Origin of the sequence: Rhodococcus sp. KRD162, assembly GCF_017168335.1 — a bacterium.
Lineage (GTDB): Bacteria > Actinomycetota > Actinomycetes > Mycobacteriales > Mycobacteriaceae > Rhodococcoides.
The window spans coordinates 43,957-60,585 of record NZ_JABFAU010000032.1 but is presented as its reverse complement, the minus strand read 5'-3'; the positions used below and the strand labels follow the sequence as shown (position 1 = coordinate 60,585).

Here is a 16,629-nt window from a genome sequence, read left to right as displayed (position 1 = left end):
GCCAATGCCAGGCTGCGCGTTAGCAATTCCGCTCACAGCTGGCAGAATCGAGCAGACCGAAGCAACTACGAAGACTGCCAGTCCCCGCGGCACTCCTCCACTTCGTACTACGCTCTTGCTGCGCGAATATTCGCTAATCATGGTGCATCGCATGGTGTTCCACCCGCAGTCACGGAGTCGGAGACGACTCGCCAACCGGACGAGTCCGGCCACGACGGGTTCTCCAAAGTCGGCTTACCAAGCTCTTGCTGAATTCTCGCAGGATCCAATGTGCTGGTCCCATCTGGACGAACAGTGTCGTAGTTGGAGTTGTCAACGCAAACTCTCATCCTTGCTGACGCTTTGCCAGGTATGGGATTCCCGTCCTCGTCCTTGGGCGCCTGAAGCTGAGTAACTTCCGCATTCACAACCTGTAATGCACCCTTCGCGACAATGCCCTGCGACCGGCGAAAATTGATGTTTGCCTTCAACTGGTCGAGAACCGTTCCGCTGGCAACCGTATCGAGCGTATTGACATCAACGAGCGGATCACCTTCGACTTTCGCCAGGACCGCGAAAAACTCTGCATTCTTAGCTGTCGCCTGCTCGGTCGCCTGTTGTTCGGGTGACTTTTCGACGCCCTCGGGCCCCGTGAGAACCGGTCGTGCTGTGGTCGTTACGGGAGTCGCTCCAGTGTCTCCGGTCCCGCATGCGACGCTGATGCTGGCAGCAGCGACTACCGCGAGGATTGCCGCACCGGTGCGGCGTCGTGTGCTGATCATCGTGGACCCCCTACGTTGTTCTGTGCGTTGTACTGCGATAACGATAATGGTGCGGCTGTTTGGACCATAACCTGCTCACCGGACACTTCAGACACCTCGATTGACGCGACTGCTATCAACTGGCTATTGCTCCGATCCGGTAGAGGGCGTTGCCGCCATTGTGGAATTGCGCGAGGGCGCGCAAGAGTTCGTCGGTTTCGGGTTCTGGGTCGACATCGATGTCGGCGAGGTTCGCGAGCAGTTGGTCGATCAGCTCCTGGGTCTTGCTGATCTCGTCACTCCCGTGGGTAGCGATGATCGCCAGTCGCCAGAGACCTTCCCGGAACGGTTCGACGGTGACGCCGCGGTTTGCTGTGGTGAGCGCTGCGGACAGATCTCCGGTCTTGATCTGTCGTGTCGCAAGTTCCTCGAGGGCATCCGCGAGGGTCGCGATCATGTGCTGCTGCAGGTTTCGTGCCCACCCGTAACGGTCTGCTCGTGTCCCGGCGAACGGTTGATCGTTTACCAGTTCTGCCGCCGTTCGCAATTCCGCATCGGTGGCGGCAGGCGGAGTGGTGTCGATCAGTTGTTGCCAGTAGTCCCAGTCCGATCGGACATCGGGGTGAAGTCGGTAGCCGGTGCGGCCAGTGCGGTCGCCGTGCTTCGGGAATGCTTGTTCGCCGTTCTCTGTCTCTCCCAGCCAATTTCGTAGTCGCGAGAGGTAGTTCTGGCGGCGTGTGGCCTTCTTTTTCGGCTGATCCTCCAGAGGGAGTTTGTCGAAATTGTCTGCAGGCCAGATCTTTCTGTCGATGGAGTCGTGTTTGATTCCCGGGTGAATGGAGAGGAGGGCTGCGATCTCGGTCAGGAGTACTTCACGTCCGTCCTTGGGTGGCTCCGCGGTCAGAGTTGTGACTGATGGTTTCCCGAGAAGATGGAGCCAGAGATGTCCCGAGGCAGGTACGTCACCAGCGACAGGAGCGATGGCTGGGGCCTGGTCGTCGAACCCGATCGATTCTGGGGATGTCCACTGCGCGGCGTCCGGGCTGTAGGTCGGAACATCTGTGACGACGGCGGCGGTCTCCGATGCGGTAGTTCCGTTCAGCAGCAGCTGGTCGGTGGGGTCGACCGCGGTGACGGAGTCGAGGAAGGTCTCAGCGCTTGCGGCGTCAGTGAGGTATGCGTCGATTTCGGCTGCAGCCCAGGGGTCGTGCATGGACGACTCTGTGGGGATCGCCGGCTGTGTGGCGGTCGCGAGGTAGGCGGTGATGCCGTCATATTGTTCCTGCCCGAGGAATGCTGGCTGGAATGTGAAGCCGCCGTCGGCGTCTCGCTTGACCAGGCTTGCGGTGTTGCGGTCGACGATGTCGAGTGTCCACGCGGCCTGCGAGTTCTCGCTGGCGGTGCTCGCGGCAGCGAACGCTACGCGCGGTGTGGCTGCCAGGATCTGGTCGAGTGATTGCTGTTGGTCGGCCGTCAATTGGCTCGCGATGAGAACTACTTCGGGAGCGGTCATTTCGCTTGTGTCGTAGATCGAACGGGCCGCTGCAATGCTGTCGATGTGTTGTTCGACGAGGGTGTCTTGGTCACGTTCGGCTTGTCGGGCGAGTCTGGCCAGCACTTCGTCTGGTCGGTCCGTGTACTCGATTCGACCGTTGCCGAACAGTTCGGGGAGCTCCTGTCCGAAACCGATCAGCGTCAGGTGCAGATTGTCTGCGAGCGGGGATTCGACGAGTTCGAGGGCCAGGGCCTGGAGAGCGCCGCGGGCGTGGTCTGGTGAAGCAGAGACGCCGAGGTAGCCAAGTTCTTCCAGGTTGAGAAGAACTTGGGTGCTGTCGTCTGTGGAACCAAGCGTCACGAGCGTGGGGTACGGGCTGATCGTGGTGGGCGCTGGGGCGATCTGGGCGTCGGCGGGGAGGGTCCAGGCACCGGTCTCTGATTTGAGCCATGGGTCCGGCAGTACGGAGTCATCGAGGATTACGAGTTCCACCGCATCGGGACCGATGAACGCGCCGAGTAGTGCAGGCAGTGCGTTGCCCTGTGTCCGAGCGTGTTCGGCGACAGTCCTCAGTGCTTCGTCGAGCCGTGTGAGGACGTTGGTGTCCGCTGCAGAATGGATCTGTTCTTCCACAACTGCTGCAGCGCCCCATGTTTCGGGGAGGGTCTCGCCTCTGCGTCGATCGTGTTGTTGACGGTGCCTGCGCAGGCCAAAAGCACCGGCGAGTCCAATGGCCGCTAAGGCTGAGATCCCGAGCCACAGTGTGCTGTTCTGATTCTCGGAGACGTCACTTGGGTTCGCCGTCGCGGTGATCTGCACTGGATCTGTCGTCGGTGTGTCCAGTGGAATCTGGGTGGCTGGTTGAGCTGCGGCGGTGTCGAGTGACGACGCTTGCGCAGGAGCCGGTGCAAGCTCAGGAACCGCTGCAGGAGCGGCGGCCGGAGCAGGAGCGGCGGCAGGCTCAGGAGCGGCGGCCGGAGCAGGAGCGACAGCCGGAGCAGGAGCGGCGGCCGGAGCAGGAGCGGCGGCCGGAGCAGGAGCGGCGGCCGGAGCAGGTAGCTGCGACGAAGCGCTGTTCAGTTCGATCCCGAAGATTTTCGCAGCGGCAGCGGCAGCGGCCTGCGCTTCTGCCTGGGCCTGTTCGTCACCGCCCGGAACCATTTCCTCTTGCTCTGGGACGTCGGTGCCACCTATGAAAGGTGCAGCCGCGGCCGGCTCAGGAGCGACAGCCGGAGCCGGTTCAGAAGCAACGACCGGAGCCGGTTCAGGAGCGACAGCCGGAGCCGGTTCAGAAGCAACGACCGGAGCCGGCTCAGGAGCGACAGCCGGAGCCGGTTCAGAAGCAACGACCGGAGCCGGCTCAGGAGCGACAGCCGGAGCCGGTTCAGAAGCAACGACCGGAGCCGGCTCAGGAGCGACAGCCGGAGCCGGTTCAAGCGTGCCGGTCTCGGCGGCTTGCTCGTTGACGGTGAGCTGCTGTCCGACGTGGATGATCGTCGACGGTGTAGTTCCGTCGGCGTTGATGATTTCCTTGTAGCGGTGTCCGTCACCCAGATGTTGCTCAGCGATACTCCAGAGACTGTCGCCTTCTCGAACTGTGTAGGCCCCGTCGACGGTTGTGGGTGCGACGGCTGGAAGCTGAAGTTTCCAGCCTGGTTGCAACCATCCATCGTCGGTCAGGACGTCGGCATTGAGCTGCTTGATCTCGGTGTATCGAAAGCCGTCGCCAAGGTGTCGTTCTGCGAGCTTCCATAGGCTGTCGCCCTGCTGCACCGTGATGGTTTCTCCGCTGATGGGGCGCGCAGGGGCTTCTGCTGGATGCGGTTGGCTTTGTTGCGTTACTTGGATTGGTGCCGAGTGGGCAGGGGCCTCGAAAAGCGGTAGTGCTGTCGCGGTGAGGGGTTGGGCAGTGGCGGTGCCGGCGGTCACCAGCATGAGTGCTCCGCCTATGAGAACGGAGGCGCTTCGCTGCTGGAAACCAAGTCCTCGGAGTCGAGGTGCTTTGATGCCGCGTAGTACTGCGCCGAGTTCGATGACGGTGCTGAAGGTGAAAGTGGCCCAGGCGAGCCAGCCGATCCAGGTCACGAATCCGAGGAAGAGCGATCCGTCGTCTTGGGTGGTCAGAGCTGTTCCGATCTGGTTGAGATCGGGCAGCGTCGTCGGTATGGGGTTGCCGCGGAATGTCCACAGTGCAAGCGGAATTCCCACGACGAGGACTAGTAGGACGATCAGGTAGAGCAAACCAGTCAAGCGCCGTCGGATGGTGGTCATGCGTGTGTCCTTTCCGATGGCTGCAGGGTGGCCGGGGTCGTGCAGCGTTCCGCCGCGAGCTGTCGAATCACGTTCTCCGTCTTGTCGTGGAGTTCTGTGGCCCGTCTGCTCTGCGGTGGATTGGTCATGGGGTGCCGGGGATTCCGAGGTTGGTGCGGTTGAGGTTGACGGTGGCTGTTCCGATGATCTGCTGTGGGCCGACGCCGATCAAACCGAGGACTCGGGGTTGGTAGGTCGTTGTGGTGGTGATCAGCAGCGTTGTCGGTCCGGTCGGCACCACGACGCCAGGAATTCCAGCTGCAGCAAGGTATTTGGTGGCCTTTACTTGCGCTGTCAGTGGGTTGACGATGACGTTGGTGCCGCGGACTGCGAGTGGTTCGATGATGGCTTGTCCTGCCCCGCGGGCTGCTTCTTCGGCGACTTGCTCGGCGCGCTGTTTGGCTTGGACCTTGCCTCCGCCGTCGACGACGAGGCCCATCATGATCAGCAACGCCATGGCTGTGATGACACTCCACATGGCGATGGTTCCGGCGTCGTTGTGCGTGTCCCGGCGTGTGCAGGCGGCTACGGCCCGACGTAGTGCTTCGGTCATCGGATGCGCTCCCGGTAGGTGTCGACGGGTGAGGTCGCGGTCGCTGTGATGGTCCGTGAGCCCATGACTTTCGGGAATCCGAGTGCGTCCAACGAGATGATGCAGGTGACGGTCGCCGAGACGGAGGCGGTGACGCCAGGGCGGGTTCGGAATCCGCCGAGGTCGGTGTTGACGTTGAGCGCGGTGCAGGTCAGACCCCGTGCTGCCAGATCGTTGCGGGCGGCGGCTTGTGCGTCTGGTGCGGCGGCGAAGGCTGTTCGCGCGATCGAGGCGGTGCGCGCTGCTTCGTTCGCGGCGTGGACTACTTTTTGGTGCGCTTGCGCGAGGACGCCGAAGGTGACGATGAGTGCGATCAGGAATAGTGTGGCGGGGGCGACGATGACTGTTTGCAGTGCCGATCCACGATCGTCGGCTCTGGCCGTGGCTGCTAGCTGGCGTAATCGGGCGGCGGTGTTCATCTGGTTCCTGGGGCGGTGACTCGTTCGACGGGAAGCGTCTCGTTGACGTGGATGTCGAGAGGGAAGAACGGGATGAGCCGGATGGGTTGTCCGGTGATCTGGACGGTGGCTTCCCGTACGCCGCGGTTGACGAGGATGATGGGTGCGCGCAGGGTTGTCGGGCCGGCGGTGGCTGCGAATGCGTATCCCGCTGCTGTGCCGGCTGCAGCGCTGCCGAATTGCGATCGCGCTTGTCGTAGGGCTTCTTCACCTGTCGAGATCGCTACGGTTCGTGCGTGGGCGTATAGAGCTGCCTGGATTGCGATGAGGAAGAGCAGTAGGACGACACCGAAGACGACGACGGTTTCGAGGGCTGCTCCGCGGTCGTCTTGGCGTATCCGGCCGAGCCATTCGCGCAGTGGTGCGTGTGGTTCGGTGTGCATCGCGTGTTCTCCCCTATCTCGTTGGGCGAGTGGTGGGGTTACTGGATTTGGGAGAGGTATCGCTGGCCGACCACTGTGATTCCCGCGACGATGAGGATGGCGAGGACAACGAGGCCGGCGGTGATGATGACCGTTTCCATGCTGTAGCCCTTGTCGCTCTTGCGTCCGCCGGCGCGCTCTGCCATGCGGGTGTACGAGAACAGTGCCAGCGCGAACAGTGTCGCCGTCGTTGCTGTGATTCGGTTTGCGATGGTGCGTGTTGCTGCCATGTGACGCTTCCCTTCGATCTGTAAACCCTGGTGGGCGTGGAGCTATGGATGCCGGTCAGACTATCGCCAACACCGGACACTTCGAGCAGGTGAAGTGCGCAAGCCACTGTTTGTGCAGCTCACATGTGGTAGTTGATCGTTGAATGACAACGCATTCGAGGCGTTCGGTTCTCAAATTCCCATGATGTTCACTGCAGCCGGTACGAGCAGCATGATCATGAACAGCACGGCCAAGGCCCCGAGAGGGGCATCCATCTTCTTCGTACGAGCTCCCGCTTCGCCTTGCTCTTTCGAGAGCAGGGCACTACGGAGTGCCCCGGCCCGGGCGGCGAGAGTGTCTGCCACGCTGGCCCCTTGGTCGCCGGTGTAGGTCATGATGTCCGCGAGGTCACCCAGTTCTGGGAGCGCGAGTTCGCCTGCAAGATTGGACAGAGCGGCCCAGGGTGCTTGTCCTGCAAGGGACGCCTTCTGCAGCTCGGCATCAAGGCGTAGGAACACCCAGCTATCACCAACGGCGGCAGCGCGTTCGAGACTTTGGAATGCTGCGACTCCGCCGCTTCGGTTCAACGAGACGAAGTCGATGAACGCCGCCAGTGCTCGCGTGAATTCGAGTCGAGCACTGGCCGCACGAGTCTTCACGTCGGCGTCAGGCGCGAAGAAACCCGCCAACGCCAGGACGAGCGAACCGGCTGCGGGGAACACGAACGGCACTGCGATGCCGAAGAGGGCAAGGAGTGCAAGGGAGACCGGAGCAATGATCAGCCCGATTGCGGCGGAAAGGATTTTGTCTCCGATGAACTTCTGTGGGGTCTCTCTGAGAATCGCAAGGTCCGCGGTCGGGATCCTGAACCATGCCTGCGATCGCAGTCGCGGGTAGAAGCGTGCGCCGACTCTGTAGGACAGGGCATCCGAGCCGGCAAGGTTGTCGCCGCCGCTGGTGTCGACGGTGTACGGGTCCGGAGCTGCACCGGACAGTCGTTCCATGGCGTCGTCGAGGGCAGGGTCTGCCGGCAGCATGCGGAGAACAAGGAGGATTAAGCCGAGAGCGGCGATCGCGGCGAGGGCCATTGCCCAGAGCTCGAAGTCGTTCATGATGCGCTCCTCGCACGTGCGGTGCTTGCTGCGTCGCGGTCCTTGGTGCCGATGAACCTGGGGTATTTGACGGGCAGGGTGTATCGCTTCATCCACCCGAGCACGAGGCCGAACCCGACGAATTCGAGGAACAGGACGGGCTGAAAGAGGGGCTGTTTGTAGGGGTCCATGTAGTTGGTGAACAGGAACAGCCCGGCGATGAGGGCGACGGTGATGATGGTGACCCATCGAGCGGTCGTACGGGGTCCCTGTCGCTCCGCCTCGGAGGTTCTGCGGTTGCGCACGTTTTCTGCCACCGATTCCGAGAGTCGTTTCAGGGCTGCGGTGAGGCCGGATCCGCGCAGGCGTGCTGCTTGGCGGAGGGCTCCGACCACGTAGTCGCCGGTGGAATCGTCGAGGTCGTCTGCGAAGCGAAGCAGCGCTTCGTCGATAGATACGTTGCCGCGCAGGCGGGTGATGAGGCTGGTGATTTCCGGCCGCAAGGCTTGGGGCATTCCTCTGTGGGTTGCGATGATGGCTTGTTCGAGGCCGGATCCTGCTGCGAGTACGCCGGTCAGGTTCCGGACCCATTCTTCGAGTGCGTTGAGGCGTTCGATGTCGTCTGCAGCGGCGGATGATCCGAGAAGGTACGGGACGCCTACTGCTGCGATCGGAATGATGGGAAACAGAACGAACCAACCGCTGAGCAGCCATGCTGCGAGCCCGAGCGCGGTGCCGACTGCAAACACGATTTTGGTCTGCCGAGGGATACGGGTGCGGGGTGTCCGGTGCCGTGTCGGTGCTGTCGGGTCACGTCGATCGCGAATCCCGTTGGCAAAGAACCATATTCCGGTAGCAAAGAGGAGGACGATGCCGACGGCGGCAATCGTGTACATCAGCGTTCACCTCCTGTGATCGTGTTGATGGGGATTTGGCTCGGAGTGAACCCGCCGGCGTAGAGCTTGCGGAGCAGTGCCGGGGGAAGTGTTCCGTATTCGCCGGTGCCGCCTGGTCTTCCTTCGTAGATTTTGGTCACTGCGGGCATGGCGTTTTCGCCGGCCTCGATATGGATGACCTCGCTGACGAATCGGACCTGACGTCTCTCGCCGGTGTCGGTGAATTCGTAGTCCGTTTGCAGCTGGATGATCAGATTGATGTGGTGTGCCACTTGGCGGTAGGCGTACTCGACCGGCACTCCTGCTTCGAGGGCGCAGGTGACGAGGCGGTCGATCGCGCCGGCGGCGTGTTCGGCGTGCGTGGTGCTCAGGGAGCCTTTGGCCATCTGCATTGCTTTGAACATGTCGATGATCTCGCCGCCGGCGACCTCTCCGACGATGACACGGTCCAGCTGCATTCGCACGAACTGGTACAGGATGTCTGACAGCGTCGTCGCGCCGCGAAGCGCACCGGTCAACTCGTTTCGCTCTCCGCCGCCGGTGATTGCCTCGGCTGCAACGACATACGGTCTACGACCGTCGAGTTTGTCGAGGAACAGTTCGTACTCTGTTTCTGCTGTGCCGATTCGCGTCTGCAGGGGAAGGCAATTGGCGAGCGCGCGAAGGTTGGTCGTCTTGCCTGATCCCATCGGCCCGGAGATGACGACGGAGGCACCTCCGATGACTGCGGCGCTGAGGATCTCGGACAGCAGCTGGGGCATGACTCCCATGTCGACCATCTTGTCGATGGTCACATCCTTGTGGCGGTGCATGCGGATGGCGATGCTGGGATGGCGGACCGAGTAGCCCATCGCGGATAGGCGGATGTCGCCGGGCAGGTTGAGGCGGAGGTTGGGGTTGACCTGAGAGAACGGTCGTCCGCCGCCGGGGGCGCGCTGTGCGAGGTTGGTGAGCCAGTCGTAGAGTTCTTCGTCGCTGTCCGCGATCGGGGGTCGTGTCTGCAGGCTTCCGTCGGGGTACATCACAATGACGCTGTCGCCGTTGATGAGGATGTTCTCGACGTTCGGGTCGTCGACGAGCGGCTGCAGTGGGCCGAGTCCGAACAGCGTGTCGAAGACCGCCTTAACCAGTGTTTGTTCTTCTTGGACACTCAACTGTTTGTGCCCGGTGTCAATAGCGGATTGCACTTCTTTGCTGACGAGATCGATGACGATCTGCCTGCCTGACTCGCGCTCCTCGTCCGGCGTCATTGCCGTCACGCCCAGCTCAGGGTTGAGCGCCTGATCTGCTCGTTGTGTCTTTCGGAGAGAGAGGATCTCGGATGCTTCTTTGGTCAGCTGCTTGACCAATTGATGGTCGGTCTTCGCGACGTCCGATCGATCCGCCTGAAATGGCGAGGGCGATGTGAACGGGACCGTCTCGAGGTGCTCGGGTTCCGGATGAGAATGGCGACCGTCCTTGCCTGCTGCGGCGAGCAGCCCTGCAGAAGGGGAACCGTATTGCCCACTCCTGTAACGAGTTATCTCGTTGTCGCCGTCGCCGAGGATGACCGGGTCGGCGGCAAACATCGGTAGGTCGGGTAGGGCTGGTCGCTCGTCGTCATCGAAGTCGGGTGCGTTGTTGGTCATGCGGGTGGTCTCCCTTTGGCCTTATCGGCTCGTCAGGCGGGCGGTGAGCTGTATGGAGAGTTGGCGATCCATGCCGGCTGGTGGGTTTGCTGGAAGCGCTCGATCTTTTGCCAGGTTCCGTCGATTGCGCGGAGATAGCTCGATCGACGTCGCCGCCATTTACCGAGCGAGGCACCTTCGGAGAAGACTTGCGCGTGCACCGGTGACTCGGGAACGACTGCTATCAAGTCCAGACCGGTCGCTGCTGCGGCCTCAGCGGCGCTGTACGGCTCGGTGCCCCTCACGATCAGGCCGATGCTGGCCGGTGACTTCGTGTTCTCCAGATGCTGCTGTAGTGGGCCCAGCCCAGCGCGAACTGCCGCCACTGCGGTCCTGGTTGGCCTGAGCATGATGCCGATAACGTCACTGTGACGGATCAGGTCTTGATGTCCCGACCGTAGATTGAGGCGGCCAGCGTCGACGAGTAGGTCACCGCCGCCCTGTTTCGAGAGCAACGCGAGGTGCGCCCCCAACGGGCCCCACGTCGACTTCATCGATTCCGTCTGCGCGGCATTGACGAGGCCGGGGACGAACCATCCCTGCGCCTTTGTCGGATTCTCAGGGTCGAAGGGGCCGACCCTGACTATTTGATTATGGAAGGCCGGTCCGATTTGGCCGTGCCTGTTCGGCTCGACCAGTTGGATGATCGATCGATCGTGGCGGCGACGCGCGTGAAAGTATCCGGCCAGCGTCGGTGACGATCCGACCGGATCCGCCTCGATGTACAGCAGCTTGCTGGAGTCCGCAGTGAGAGCGATTCCCAGGCCGGTCGTCGAGACGCCTGGCGAGCCCGAGATCGAGGTCAGTGTGACTAGCATCGGCTCAGCGCTCCCGGGAGTCGAGGACGATGGCGACGCGGTTGGTGGCGGCCCGGGCAGCGATCCAGCTGGCCTCTCCGTTCTTGACCAGAACGTCCACTGTCGTCTGACCGGTCTCGGGAATCTCCTTGACAGCAACGACCTGTGCGTTCGCGGTGACGGGTCCCTGTACCGGGGAATCATCCTGGTCCCGGGGAGTGTCGACGATTCGAACGTTGTCGCCGGCGAGCAGTGGCTCTGCGGGGAGCTTGCCGATTGCTACGGTGATGCCGACCAAAGTGTTGTCTCCACTGGGGATTACGGCGTTGGTGACCGACGATGGGTTCAGTGCCGACCCGCTCAGGAGCGGGACCGCTGCGCTCTGGCCCACGACGGACGCCTTGTCTGTAGCGGGAACGGTCGCGATCGTCGCATCGCTGTTGACCTCTGCGGTCTTGAGGTCGTCGGTGGTGATCGTCTCCCCTTGAGGGACGTCGCGGGCGAGAACCAGAATTGTCGAGGTGGCACGCATGGCGTTCACCAGGAAGACTGCTCCCACGATGGCCACGGCCATGAGCGCTACTCCAGCGATCCAGTACGACCGTCGGCGACGAACTTTGGTGGTCGATACGACTTCGGTGAAGTCATGGCCGGGCTTGGGGGCCACCTCTTTTGCGGTGCGCGTCTCCCCCACCGCGACGGTCGATGTCTTTTCTTTGAGATTGCCGAACATAGCCATGCTCAATCACTTTCCGTTCGTGTCGTGGCCCCGAGGCCGAGGTGTGCTTTGAGGGCGGTTCCGATGAGATGGCTGCGGGAACGGGCCTTGAACTGATCTTTCAGTTGATCGATGATGACCCAGTCATCGGCGTACAACCCGACCGTGACCCCCTTCTTCTCCGCCTTACCTTCAGACGGCTTCCCTCCTACTCCCCTGGCGCGGAACAGATTTCCGCCGATCTTGCCGCCGGGGAACAGCAGGCTTTCGAGGTCACTGTGGACATCTTCGATTGCAGTGATGACCAGCTCTCCGTGAGTTCTCCCCGTCCGCTTACTCGCCTGTACCAGGCCTTGCGCAACAGCGACAGCAAGGTGAACCGTGGACGGCACAATGGTGTCGTCGTGCCCCAATTCTGCTGCGCCAGAAGACTGTTCCTCTTCATCCTTGGAGCCCAACTCCACCACCTCCGCTGAGTCAGCACTTGTCGATCCGGCCGGCGGCCGTGGCATGAAGGCCGCGCCGAGCGACGGTCGCGCAGGTGGAATCTTCGGCACGTCCACACCTTCAGCGCTCTCGGTCCTCACTCACGATCCTTCCGATATCCCCGTCCACATGAGTCGCAGCCTTGAGTGCGACGTACGAGATATACCGGGTCTCATGGACACCGCGGACAGCGTCGTTTCACACCGAACCCCGCAATACGAACGCCATGTTCCTTACGTGAGAGGACCCCACCCCCTCCCGACCTGCACAAAGGCTATCTCCACTGCAACAGCAGTGGCGATCAATGCTCGGTACATAACAGTTCGATAACAAGATCATCGATTGCGCACTTGTCCTCCATGGAACGGTCGTCGGTGCCACACCATCTATCCCCCATCGCGCTCACGGCGCTGTCGGCGAGAGCCGGACGCTTCGGTTGCTATGGCCTCTCGGCATGCATCCAACGCACCGACGCATCAGTACCACCTTTACGTTGCGAACCTGTGGTCTAACTATCGCGGTGCCATCCGTGCCTCACCGTGTGGCGCTCATGTTGGCCTGATGGCTTCTTGCTATTTGGCTGATGTGGCCTTGATGTGCTCTGCATTGCGCCGTGCTCGTTCTGCCGTGCCTTGGCAACATTGCTGTGCATCCCTGTCGATAGCCCTCGGCAGGCCTTGTGGTGCGACATTGGAGCCCTGCCGGGTTTGGCGCACTAGCCGTGGGCATAGTCATAGAACTGATGCCAACGGAGTCGTGACATGCCACCGTTTACCTGCAACTATCGACGTGTGAGCCTCTCCGACACTGCCTCCGCGCCGAGCCGCGCGGGTGCCGCGCGGGCACTCGAGGACCTGCGGTGGCATCGCGAGTTCCATCGCCAGTCCCAGTTCCGCTGGTGGGACACCGAGGCCGCGCTCGTCGCCACAGAATTCACTCGTGGACAGGACCACTTCCAGACCGTGCACGACCTCGCGCACCTGGAACGACAGCGGCTAGCTCTCGCCGACTACACCTCGACCTGTCAACGAGCCCTAGGCCATGCGCTGAAGCAATCACAACGCCTTCTGGACACGAGAGACTGGCACTTCGCATCAGACGCACTCTTGCTGTCGCCACGAATATGCGAGCAAAGCAGCTACCTCGCGACCTGGGCCGATCCGTACGATCCGAGAGCGATGAGCAACCCTCAGGTCCAGCGCATCCAGCGTTCCTGCGAGCGCATGATGTTCGGGAGTCCCCTCATCCTCAGTTGGGAACTGAGCCATCTGTGGAGCCTCTACCGCGCCGCCGAAACTCTGCTCGAGGACACCCTCGTAGACCTGACTATCGAGCTCTCGGAAGCAGTCCCCAACGCCGCATTGTTGTGGGCGACCCAGATGGCGTCGACAAGCGGATTGAGACGTCGGATATCCGATCAGCGGTCGAGCCGTGGCGAGCCCGGTGATCCCCGCCGTCGACCATGTCAAAGCTACACACTTCAACGCTGATCGGGAGCAGCAGCATAGTGCCGTGACCTGGCACTTTGGACGGAACTCGCACTCGTCCTCGCACTGAACTACGCGTTCGTATTCGCACTCCCCTACCGTCCGTGACTCGCTTGTTCATTGAGCTGCGGCGCATAACGGGCCAGCGGCCGAATCCCTGTCCGAATCGTGCGTCAAAGCGCACAAGACTCCGCACGCCAATACCGCCCCTCCTACCGGCGCTGACTCGTTGCGATACGCCTACTGATCTTCGTTGCACAACGCGCTGCCGAACTCGCCTTACAAACCCGATGTTGCAACCCATGCAAATACGCACGCCAGTACGTACGTCAGCACTCTTCGATCTTCGCACCTGTAGTCCGGTGTTGGTACGCGTCTTGATTCGCTGTTAAGTACGCGTACTCTGTCGCGTTGCAGACCGTGTTTCACACCGTGTATTACTTCGCGTTGCATGATGCGTGGTTCCCCGCATAGTTGTACGCACCAAATACTGCGTCTTCCAGCGCACCTCAAAACACTGTTCACTTCGCGTTGCTCAACGCGTAGTTCATCGCGTAAAACTACGCAGATAACTACACGTGCCACTACGCGAGCCGGGGCGCGTTGCTCCACCCGGTGTAATACGCGTTGACACACACGGTTATCTGCGCGTACTCTCGCGCACACAACCACGCACGACAACCCGCGCATTCACCCGCGTAAAAGGCTGCGGCAGATTCGAGCCACACACGCCACTCGTAGCGATGCGGCCTGTGAACGCTTCGGTCCCGCTCCGCCTTTTAGCGCTCGAGCAGATGGCGGGATCCAGAATCCTGGAAGGAAGGTTCCATTCGATGGCGATACCAAATTCACTTGCAGTCACCCAGGGCAAGGGGGGAGTTGGCAAAACGACAGTCGTGGCCAACCTCGCAGGCCTGTTCGCTGCTGCCGGCTACCGCGTTCTGGTCGCCGAGTTCGACCCTCAGGGCAACCTGTGCCGCGATTTCGGCTATGAAAAACAGTCCGGTGAAGAGCTCCTGATGGCATTGATGTCCGGCGGGCGACCCCCGGTCATCAAAGACGTCCGACACGGTCTCGACGTTATCCCTGCTGGTCCTGCTCTTACTGACGTCGCAGGAATGATGCTCTCCAGGCTCAGCCGCGGGGGAGAGACCTTGGGACAGATCCTCGACAAGGTTCTCGCTCCGATCGTTCCCGATTACGACATCGTTCTCTTCGACACCCCACCGGGCGACGTCATCATCGGCGACGCGGTCCTGTATTGCACATCCTCGGTCATGATCCCCACCCGCGCCGACGACGGCAGCCTCGACGGCCTCGACCGTGTCGCCGAGCGCTTCGCGCGTGCCCGCGAACACAATCCGCAGCTGCGATTGGCCGGCATGCTCTTGTTTGCGGTCGGCAGTAGGTCGCAACGTCTCCAGGACCAGGTGCGGGAGAGTATTACGCAAGCAATACCTGACACGATCGCACCCATTTTCAATACGACGATCCGGTACATGGAGAGCGCCGCGGCGGATGCGAGGCGGCATGGCTTGCTCGCACACGAGCTCGAGGGAGCGACTGCGAGCGCGAAGAAGGCCCGGCTGAAAGCGTTGCGAGACAAGGTAAAGCCGCCAAGCCTGCTACTTTCGCGGGATGCTACCGGGCTGGCAGACGACTACGAGGCCCTTGCAGCCGAAGTCCTGCATCGTCTGGCCGAGCTTGCAGACGAAACCAATCGCACACAAGAAGGGGGAGCAGCATGAGCGCCGTCGAACGCAAGAAGCGCGCCAGCCTGGCAGACCAGTTCGAGAAGCCCGCTCCACGTGGATCCGGCCTTGCCAATATCTTTCCTCGCAACGGAACCGGCGCTCTCACACGGCCGGCACCTACAGGACCTGCCTCGCTCGACGAGGCTGCGGGCAACTCGAAAGACGAGCCGCACGTGGCCCCAGTCGACGCTTCCGTCGACACGACGGCTGCTGCTGTCGTAGAACCCACGCCCCCGCCCATGCCGACACCCGAACCAGCCACGCGGGCGACGGCAGCTATCACCGCGGAACAGTCCGAACCCGACCTGGATGCAGCCGCAGCTGCGGTGGTCACCGACGAGGATGTCCGTCCGATCGCGGTCTACGTTCCCGCAGCGGTGAAGGAGGCATGGAAGGCACGGTCCCAGAGGGAGAAGAAGTCCTACGGCGAGATCGTCGAGGACGCCTTCGCCGAGCACACCCCCGAGACCCTGGTTCGTCTCTTCGCGCCACGCCCAGTCGAATCATCACGGGGTGGGATGCCGCGCCTGGCCCGCCCGAAAGTGGCGAGTGGGGGAGTGGAGGTGCGCCCGCATCTGTGGGTCGCCCAGACCGGCTGGATCGACGAGCAGGTGGAAGCAAGCCACCTAATCCCATCGCGAAGTGCCCTCATCGCTGCCGTGGTCGAAAGCTATTTGGCCTCTTGATCGACCCATCAGGGCGTCTTGCTCCTGGCTCCCCACCATGCTCCCCACCATGCTCCCCACTCCGGTGGGGAGCATTTTTTGTGCCTTGACCTGCGTCGATTGCCATGCTCCCCATGCTCCCCACCAATTTGCGGTCAGGTCACGCGTAGATGAAAGAACTGCTGCTCGATGGAAGTCCGTTCCACAAGTTGGGGTGTTCGTGGTGTCCGGTGCCGCAGAGAGAATGTCAGGAGATTTCGCCACTCCTGTCACAGAGGTCGATCGAGATGGATCTACCTGTCATGTGTGGGATGACGACGGTACGGACGAGGCAGGGAGGGACACGGTGAACGTCGGACGACAGGTAGGCGACACACCGGGAGTCGCGGCCTCCCTGTTTCTGTTACTGATTTCGTTTACCGTGGCCGCATGGCTGGAAGCAAACCGGGAAGAGAGTCGAAGGGCCCTCGCACACCCGCAATGGTGCGCACTCCCGAAAAGCAATATCTGCATTACAAGAACGAGGCAGACACCCTTGGCCTCGACCTCTGCGATTACTACGTCTACGTCATGGCGATGCACCACGAGCTACCCATCCCGCACTACATCCAAGATCGAATCGATCCCGCGCAGTACAAGCTGGGCGCGTGATGACCGAACCCTAGACAGCGAAAAACCCCCCTCGTGCTTGGCGGCGAGAAGGGGGGTCTTCCAGATTCACATATGAGCGAATCGCTTCGCTCCAACCACCCACCGGGAACAACCACGAACACGACAGGAGGTGTATTGACATCATAGCTCAGTACTCCGGACTCGCCGTGATTTGCGGTCCCAACCGGAC

16 protein-coding genes are annotated in these 16,629 nt (G+C 61.7%); 4 read left to right on the top strand and 12 right to left on the bottom strand.

Going from position 1 to position 16,629, the window contains the following annotated elements; translation table 11 throughout:
* Positions 1 to 137 precede the first annotated feature (137 nt).
* The 12 genes from J1M87_RS24515 to J1M87_RS24460 all read right to left on the bottom strand — a co-directional run bounded on the left by J1M87_RS24515 (position 138) and on the right by J1M87_RS24460 (position 11,959).
* Positions 138 to 761: a hypothetical protein gene (locus tag J1M87_RS24515; protein ID WP_008720785.1), complete on the bottom strand. Its 624-nt coding sequence runs from the start codon at positions 759 to 761 to the stop codon at positions 138 to 140.
* Positions 762 to 876: 115 nt separating this feature from the next.
* Positions 877 to 4,506, bottom strand: a complete 3,630-nt coding sequence (locus J1M87_RS24510; protein WP_008720788.1) for a LysM peptidoglycan-binding domain-containing protein — start codon at positions 4,504 to 4,506, stop codon at positions 877 to 879.
* A 124-nt stretch (positions 4,507 to 4,630) separates the two neighbouring features.
* Positions 4,631 to 5,098 (bottom strand): pilus assembly protein TadG-related protein, encoded by a 468-nt coding sequence (locus J1M87_RS24505; protein ID WP_008720790.1) that lies wholly within the window; start codon positions 5,096 to 5,098, stop codon positions 4,631 to 4,633.
* On the bottom strand, positions 5,095 to 5,556 hold the full coding sequence (locus J1M87_RS24500; protein ID WP_008720792.1) for a TadE/TadG family type IV pilus assembly protein: 462 nt from the start codon (positions 5,554 to 5,556) through the stop codon (positions 5,095 to 5,097). The genes J1M87_RS24505 and J1M87_RS24500 overlap by 4 nt, the downstream gene beginning before the upstream one ends.
* The gene (locus tag J1M87_RS24495) at positions 5,553 to 5,978 is read right to left on the bottom strand and encodes a hypothetical protein (protein WP_042940446.1); all 426 of its coding nucleotides are present in this window, start codon (positions 5,976 to 5,978) and stop codon (positions 5,553 to 5,555) included. The genes J1M87_RS24500 and J1M87_RS24495 overlap by 4 nt, the downstream gene beginning before the upstream one ends.
* Before the next feature lie 38 nt (positions 5,979 to 6,016).
* Positions 6,017 to 6,247: a hypothetical protein gene (locus tag J1M87_RS24490; protein ID WP_042940448.1), complete on the bottom strand. Its 231-nt coding sequence runs from the start codon at positions 6,245 to 6,247 to the stop codon at positions 6,017 to 6,019.
* Positions 6,248 to 6,418: 171 nt separating this feature from the next.
* Positions 6,419 to 7,339, bottom strand: a complete 921-nt coding sequence (locus J1M87_RS24485; RefSeq protein WP_008720797.1) for a type II secretion system F family protein — start codon at positions 7,337 to 7,339, stop codon at positions 6,419 to 6,421.
* The gene (locus tag J1M87_RS24480; RefSeq protein WP_008720799.1) at positions 7,336 to 8,214 is read right to left on the bottom strand and encodes a type II secretion system F family protein; all 879 of its coding nucleotides are present in this window, start codon (positions 8,212 to 8,214) and stop codon (positions 7,336 to 7,338) included. The genes J1M87_RS24485 and J1M87_RS24480 overlap by 4 nt, the downstream gene beginning before the upstream one ends.
* Positions 8,214 to 9,842 (bottom strand): CpaF family protein, encoded by a 1,629-nt coding sequence (locus tag J1M87_RS24475; RefSeq protein WP_008720801.1) that lies wholly within the window; start codon positions 9,840 to 9,842, stop codon positions 8,214 to 8,216. Before J1M87_RS24475 ends, J1M87_RS24480 begins: the two co-directional genes overlap by 1 nt.
* Positions 9,843 to 9,874: 32 nt before the next feature.
* Positions 9,875 to 10,699: a hypothetical protein gene (locus J1M87_RS24470; RefSeq protein WP_008720803.1), complete on the bottom strand. Its 825-nt coding sequence runs from the start codon at positions 10,697 to 10,699 to the stop codon at positions 9,875 to 9,877.
* 4 nt (positions 10,700 to 10,703) lie between these two features.
* On the bottom strand, positions 10,704 to 11,417 hold the full coding sequence (locus J1M87_RS24465) for an SAF domain-containing protein (protein WP_008720806.1): 714 nt from the start codon (positions 11,415 to 11,417) through the stop codon (positions 10,704 to 10,706).
* A gap of 2 nt (positions 11,418 to 11,419) precedes the next feature.
* Positions 11,420 to 11,959 carry a hypothetical protein gene (locus J1M87_RS24460; protein WP_206492367.1) on the bottom strand — a complete coding sequence of 180 codons (540 nt, stop codon included), beginning with the start codon at positions 11,957 to 11,959 and terminating at the stop codon, positions 11,420 to 11,422.
* Between the two features lie 714 nt (positions 11,960 to 12,673).
* On the opposite strand from J1M87_RS24460, the gene J1M87_RS24455 reads away from it, so the two are divergent.
* From J1M87_RS24455 to J1M87_RS24440, 4 genes are all read left to right on the top strand, one after another.
* Positions 12,674 to 13,372, top strand: coding sequence for a hypothetical protein (locus J1M87_RS24455; protein ID WP_051048292.1), 699 nt, complete (start codon positions 12,674 to 12,676; stop codon positions 13,370 to 13,372).
* A 749-nt stretch (positions 13,373 to 14,121) separates the two neighbouring features.
* Positions 14,122 to 15,117, top strand: a complete 996-nt coding sequence (locus tag J1M87_RS24450; protein WP_198289543.1) for a ParA family protein — start codon at positions 14,122 to 14,124, stop codon at positions 15,115 to 15,117.
* Positions 15,114 to 15,809, top strand: coding sequence for a hypothetical protein (locus tag J1M87_RS24445; RefSeq protein WP_008720816.1), 696 nt, complete (start codon positions 15,114 to 15,116; stop codon positions 15,807 to 15,809). Before J1M87_RS24450 ends, J1M87_RS24445 begins: the two co-directional genes overlap by 4 nt.
* A gap of 408 nt (positions 15,810 to 16,217) precedes the next feature.
* Positions 16,218 to 16,439 carry a hypothetical protein gene (locus J1M87_RS24440; RefSeq protein WP_157226241.1) on the top strand — a complete coding sequence of 74 codons (222 nt, stop codon included), beginning with the start codon at positions 16,218 to 16,220 and terminating at the stop codon, positions 16,437 to 16,439.
* Positions 16,440 to 16,629 lie beyond the last annotated feature (190 nt).

Coding starts and splice junctions, on each gene's coding strand:
- J1M87_RS24515 (WP_008720785.1), bottom strand. CDS start 761: ATGATCAGCACACGACGCCGCACCGGTGCGGCAATCCTCGCGGTAGTC.
- J1M87_RS24510 (WP_008720788.1), bottom strand. CDS start 4,506: ATGACCACCATCCGACGGCGCTTGACTGGTTTGCTCTACCTGATCGTC.
- J1M87_RS24505 (WP_008720790.1), bottom strand. CDS start 5,098: ATGACCGAAGCACTACGTCGGGCCGTAGCCGCCTGCACACGCCGGGAC.
- J1M87_RS24500 (WP_008720792.1), bottom strand. CDS start 5,556: ATGAACACCGCCGCCCGATTACGCCAGCTAGCAGCCACGGCCAGAGCC.
- J1M87_RS24495 (WP_042940446.1), bottom strand. CDS start 5,978: ATGCACACCGAACCACACGCACCACTGCGCGAATGGCTCGGCCGGATA.
- J1M87_RS24490 (WP_042940448.1), bottom strand. CDS start 6,247: ATGGCAGCAACACGCACCATCGCAAACCGAATCACAGCAACGACGGCG.
- J1M87_RS24485 (WP_008720797.1), bottom strand. CDS start 7,339: ATGAACGACTTCGAGCTCTGGGCAATGGCCCTCGCCGCGATCGCCGCT.
- J1M87_RS24480 (WP_008720799.1), bottom strand. CDS start 8,214: ATGTACACGATTGCCGCCGTCGGCATCGTCCTCCTCTTTGCTACCGGA.
- J1M87_RS24475 (WP_008720801.1), bottom strand. CDS start 9,842: ATGACCAACAACGCACCCGACTTCGATGACGACGAGCGACCAGCCCTA.
- J1M87_RS24470 (WP_008720803.1), bottom strand. CDS start 10,699: ATGCTAGTCACACTGACCTCGATCTCGGGCTCGCCAGGCGTCTCGACG.
- J1M87_RS24465 (WP_008720806.1), bottom strand. CDS start 11,417: ATGGCTATGTTCGGCAATCTCAAAGAAAAGACATCGACCGTCGCGGTG.
- J1M87_RS24445 (WP_008720816.1), top strand. CDS start 15,114: ATGAGCGCCGTCGAACGCAAGAAGCGCGCCAGCCTGGCAGACCAGTTC.
- J1M87_RS24440 (WP_157226241.1), top strand. CDS start 16,218: ATGGCTGGAAGCAAACCGGGAAGAGAGTCGAAGGGCCCTCGCACACCC.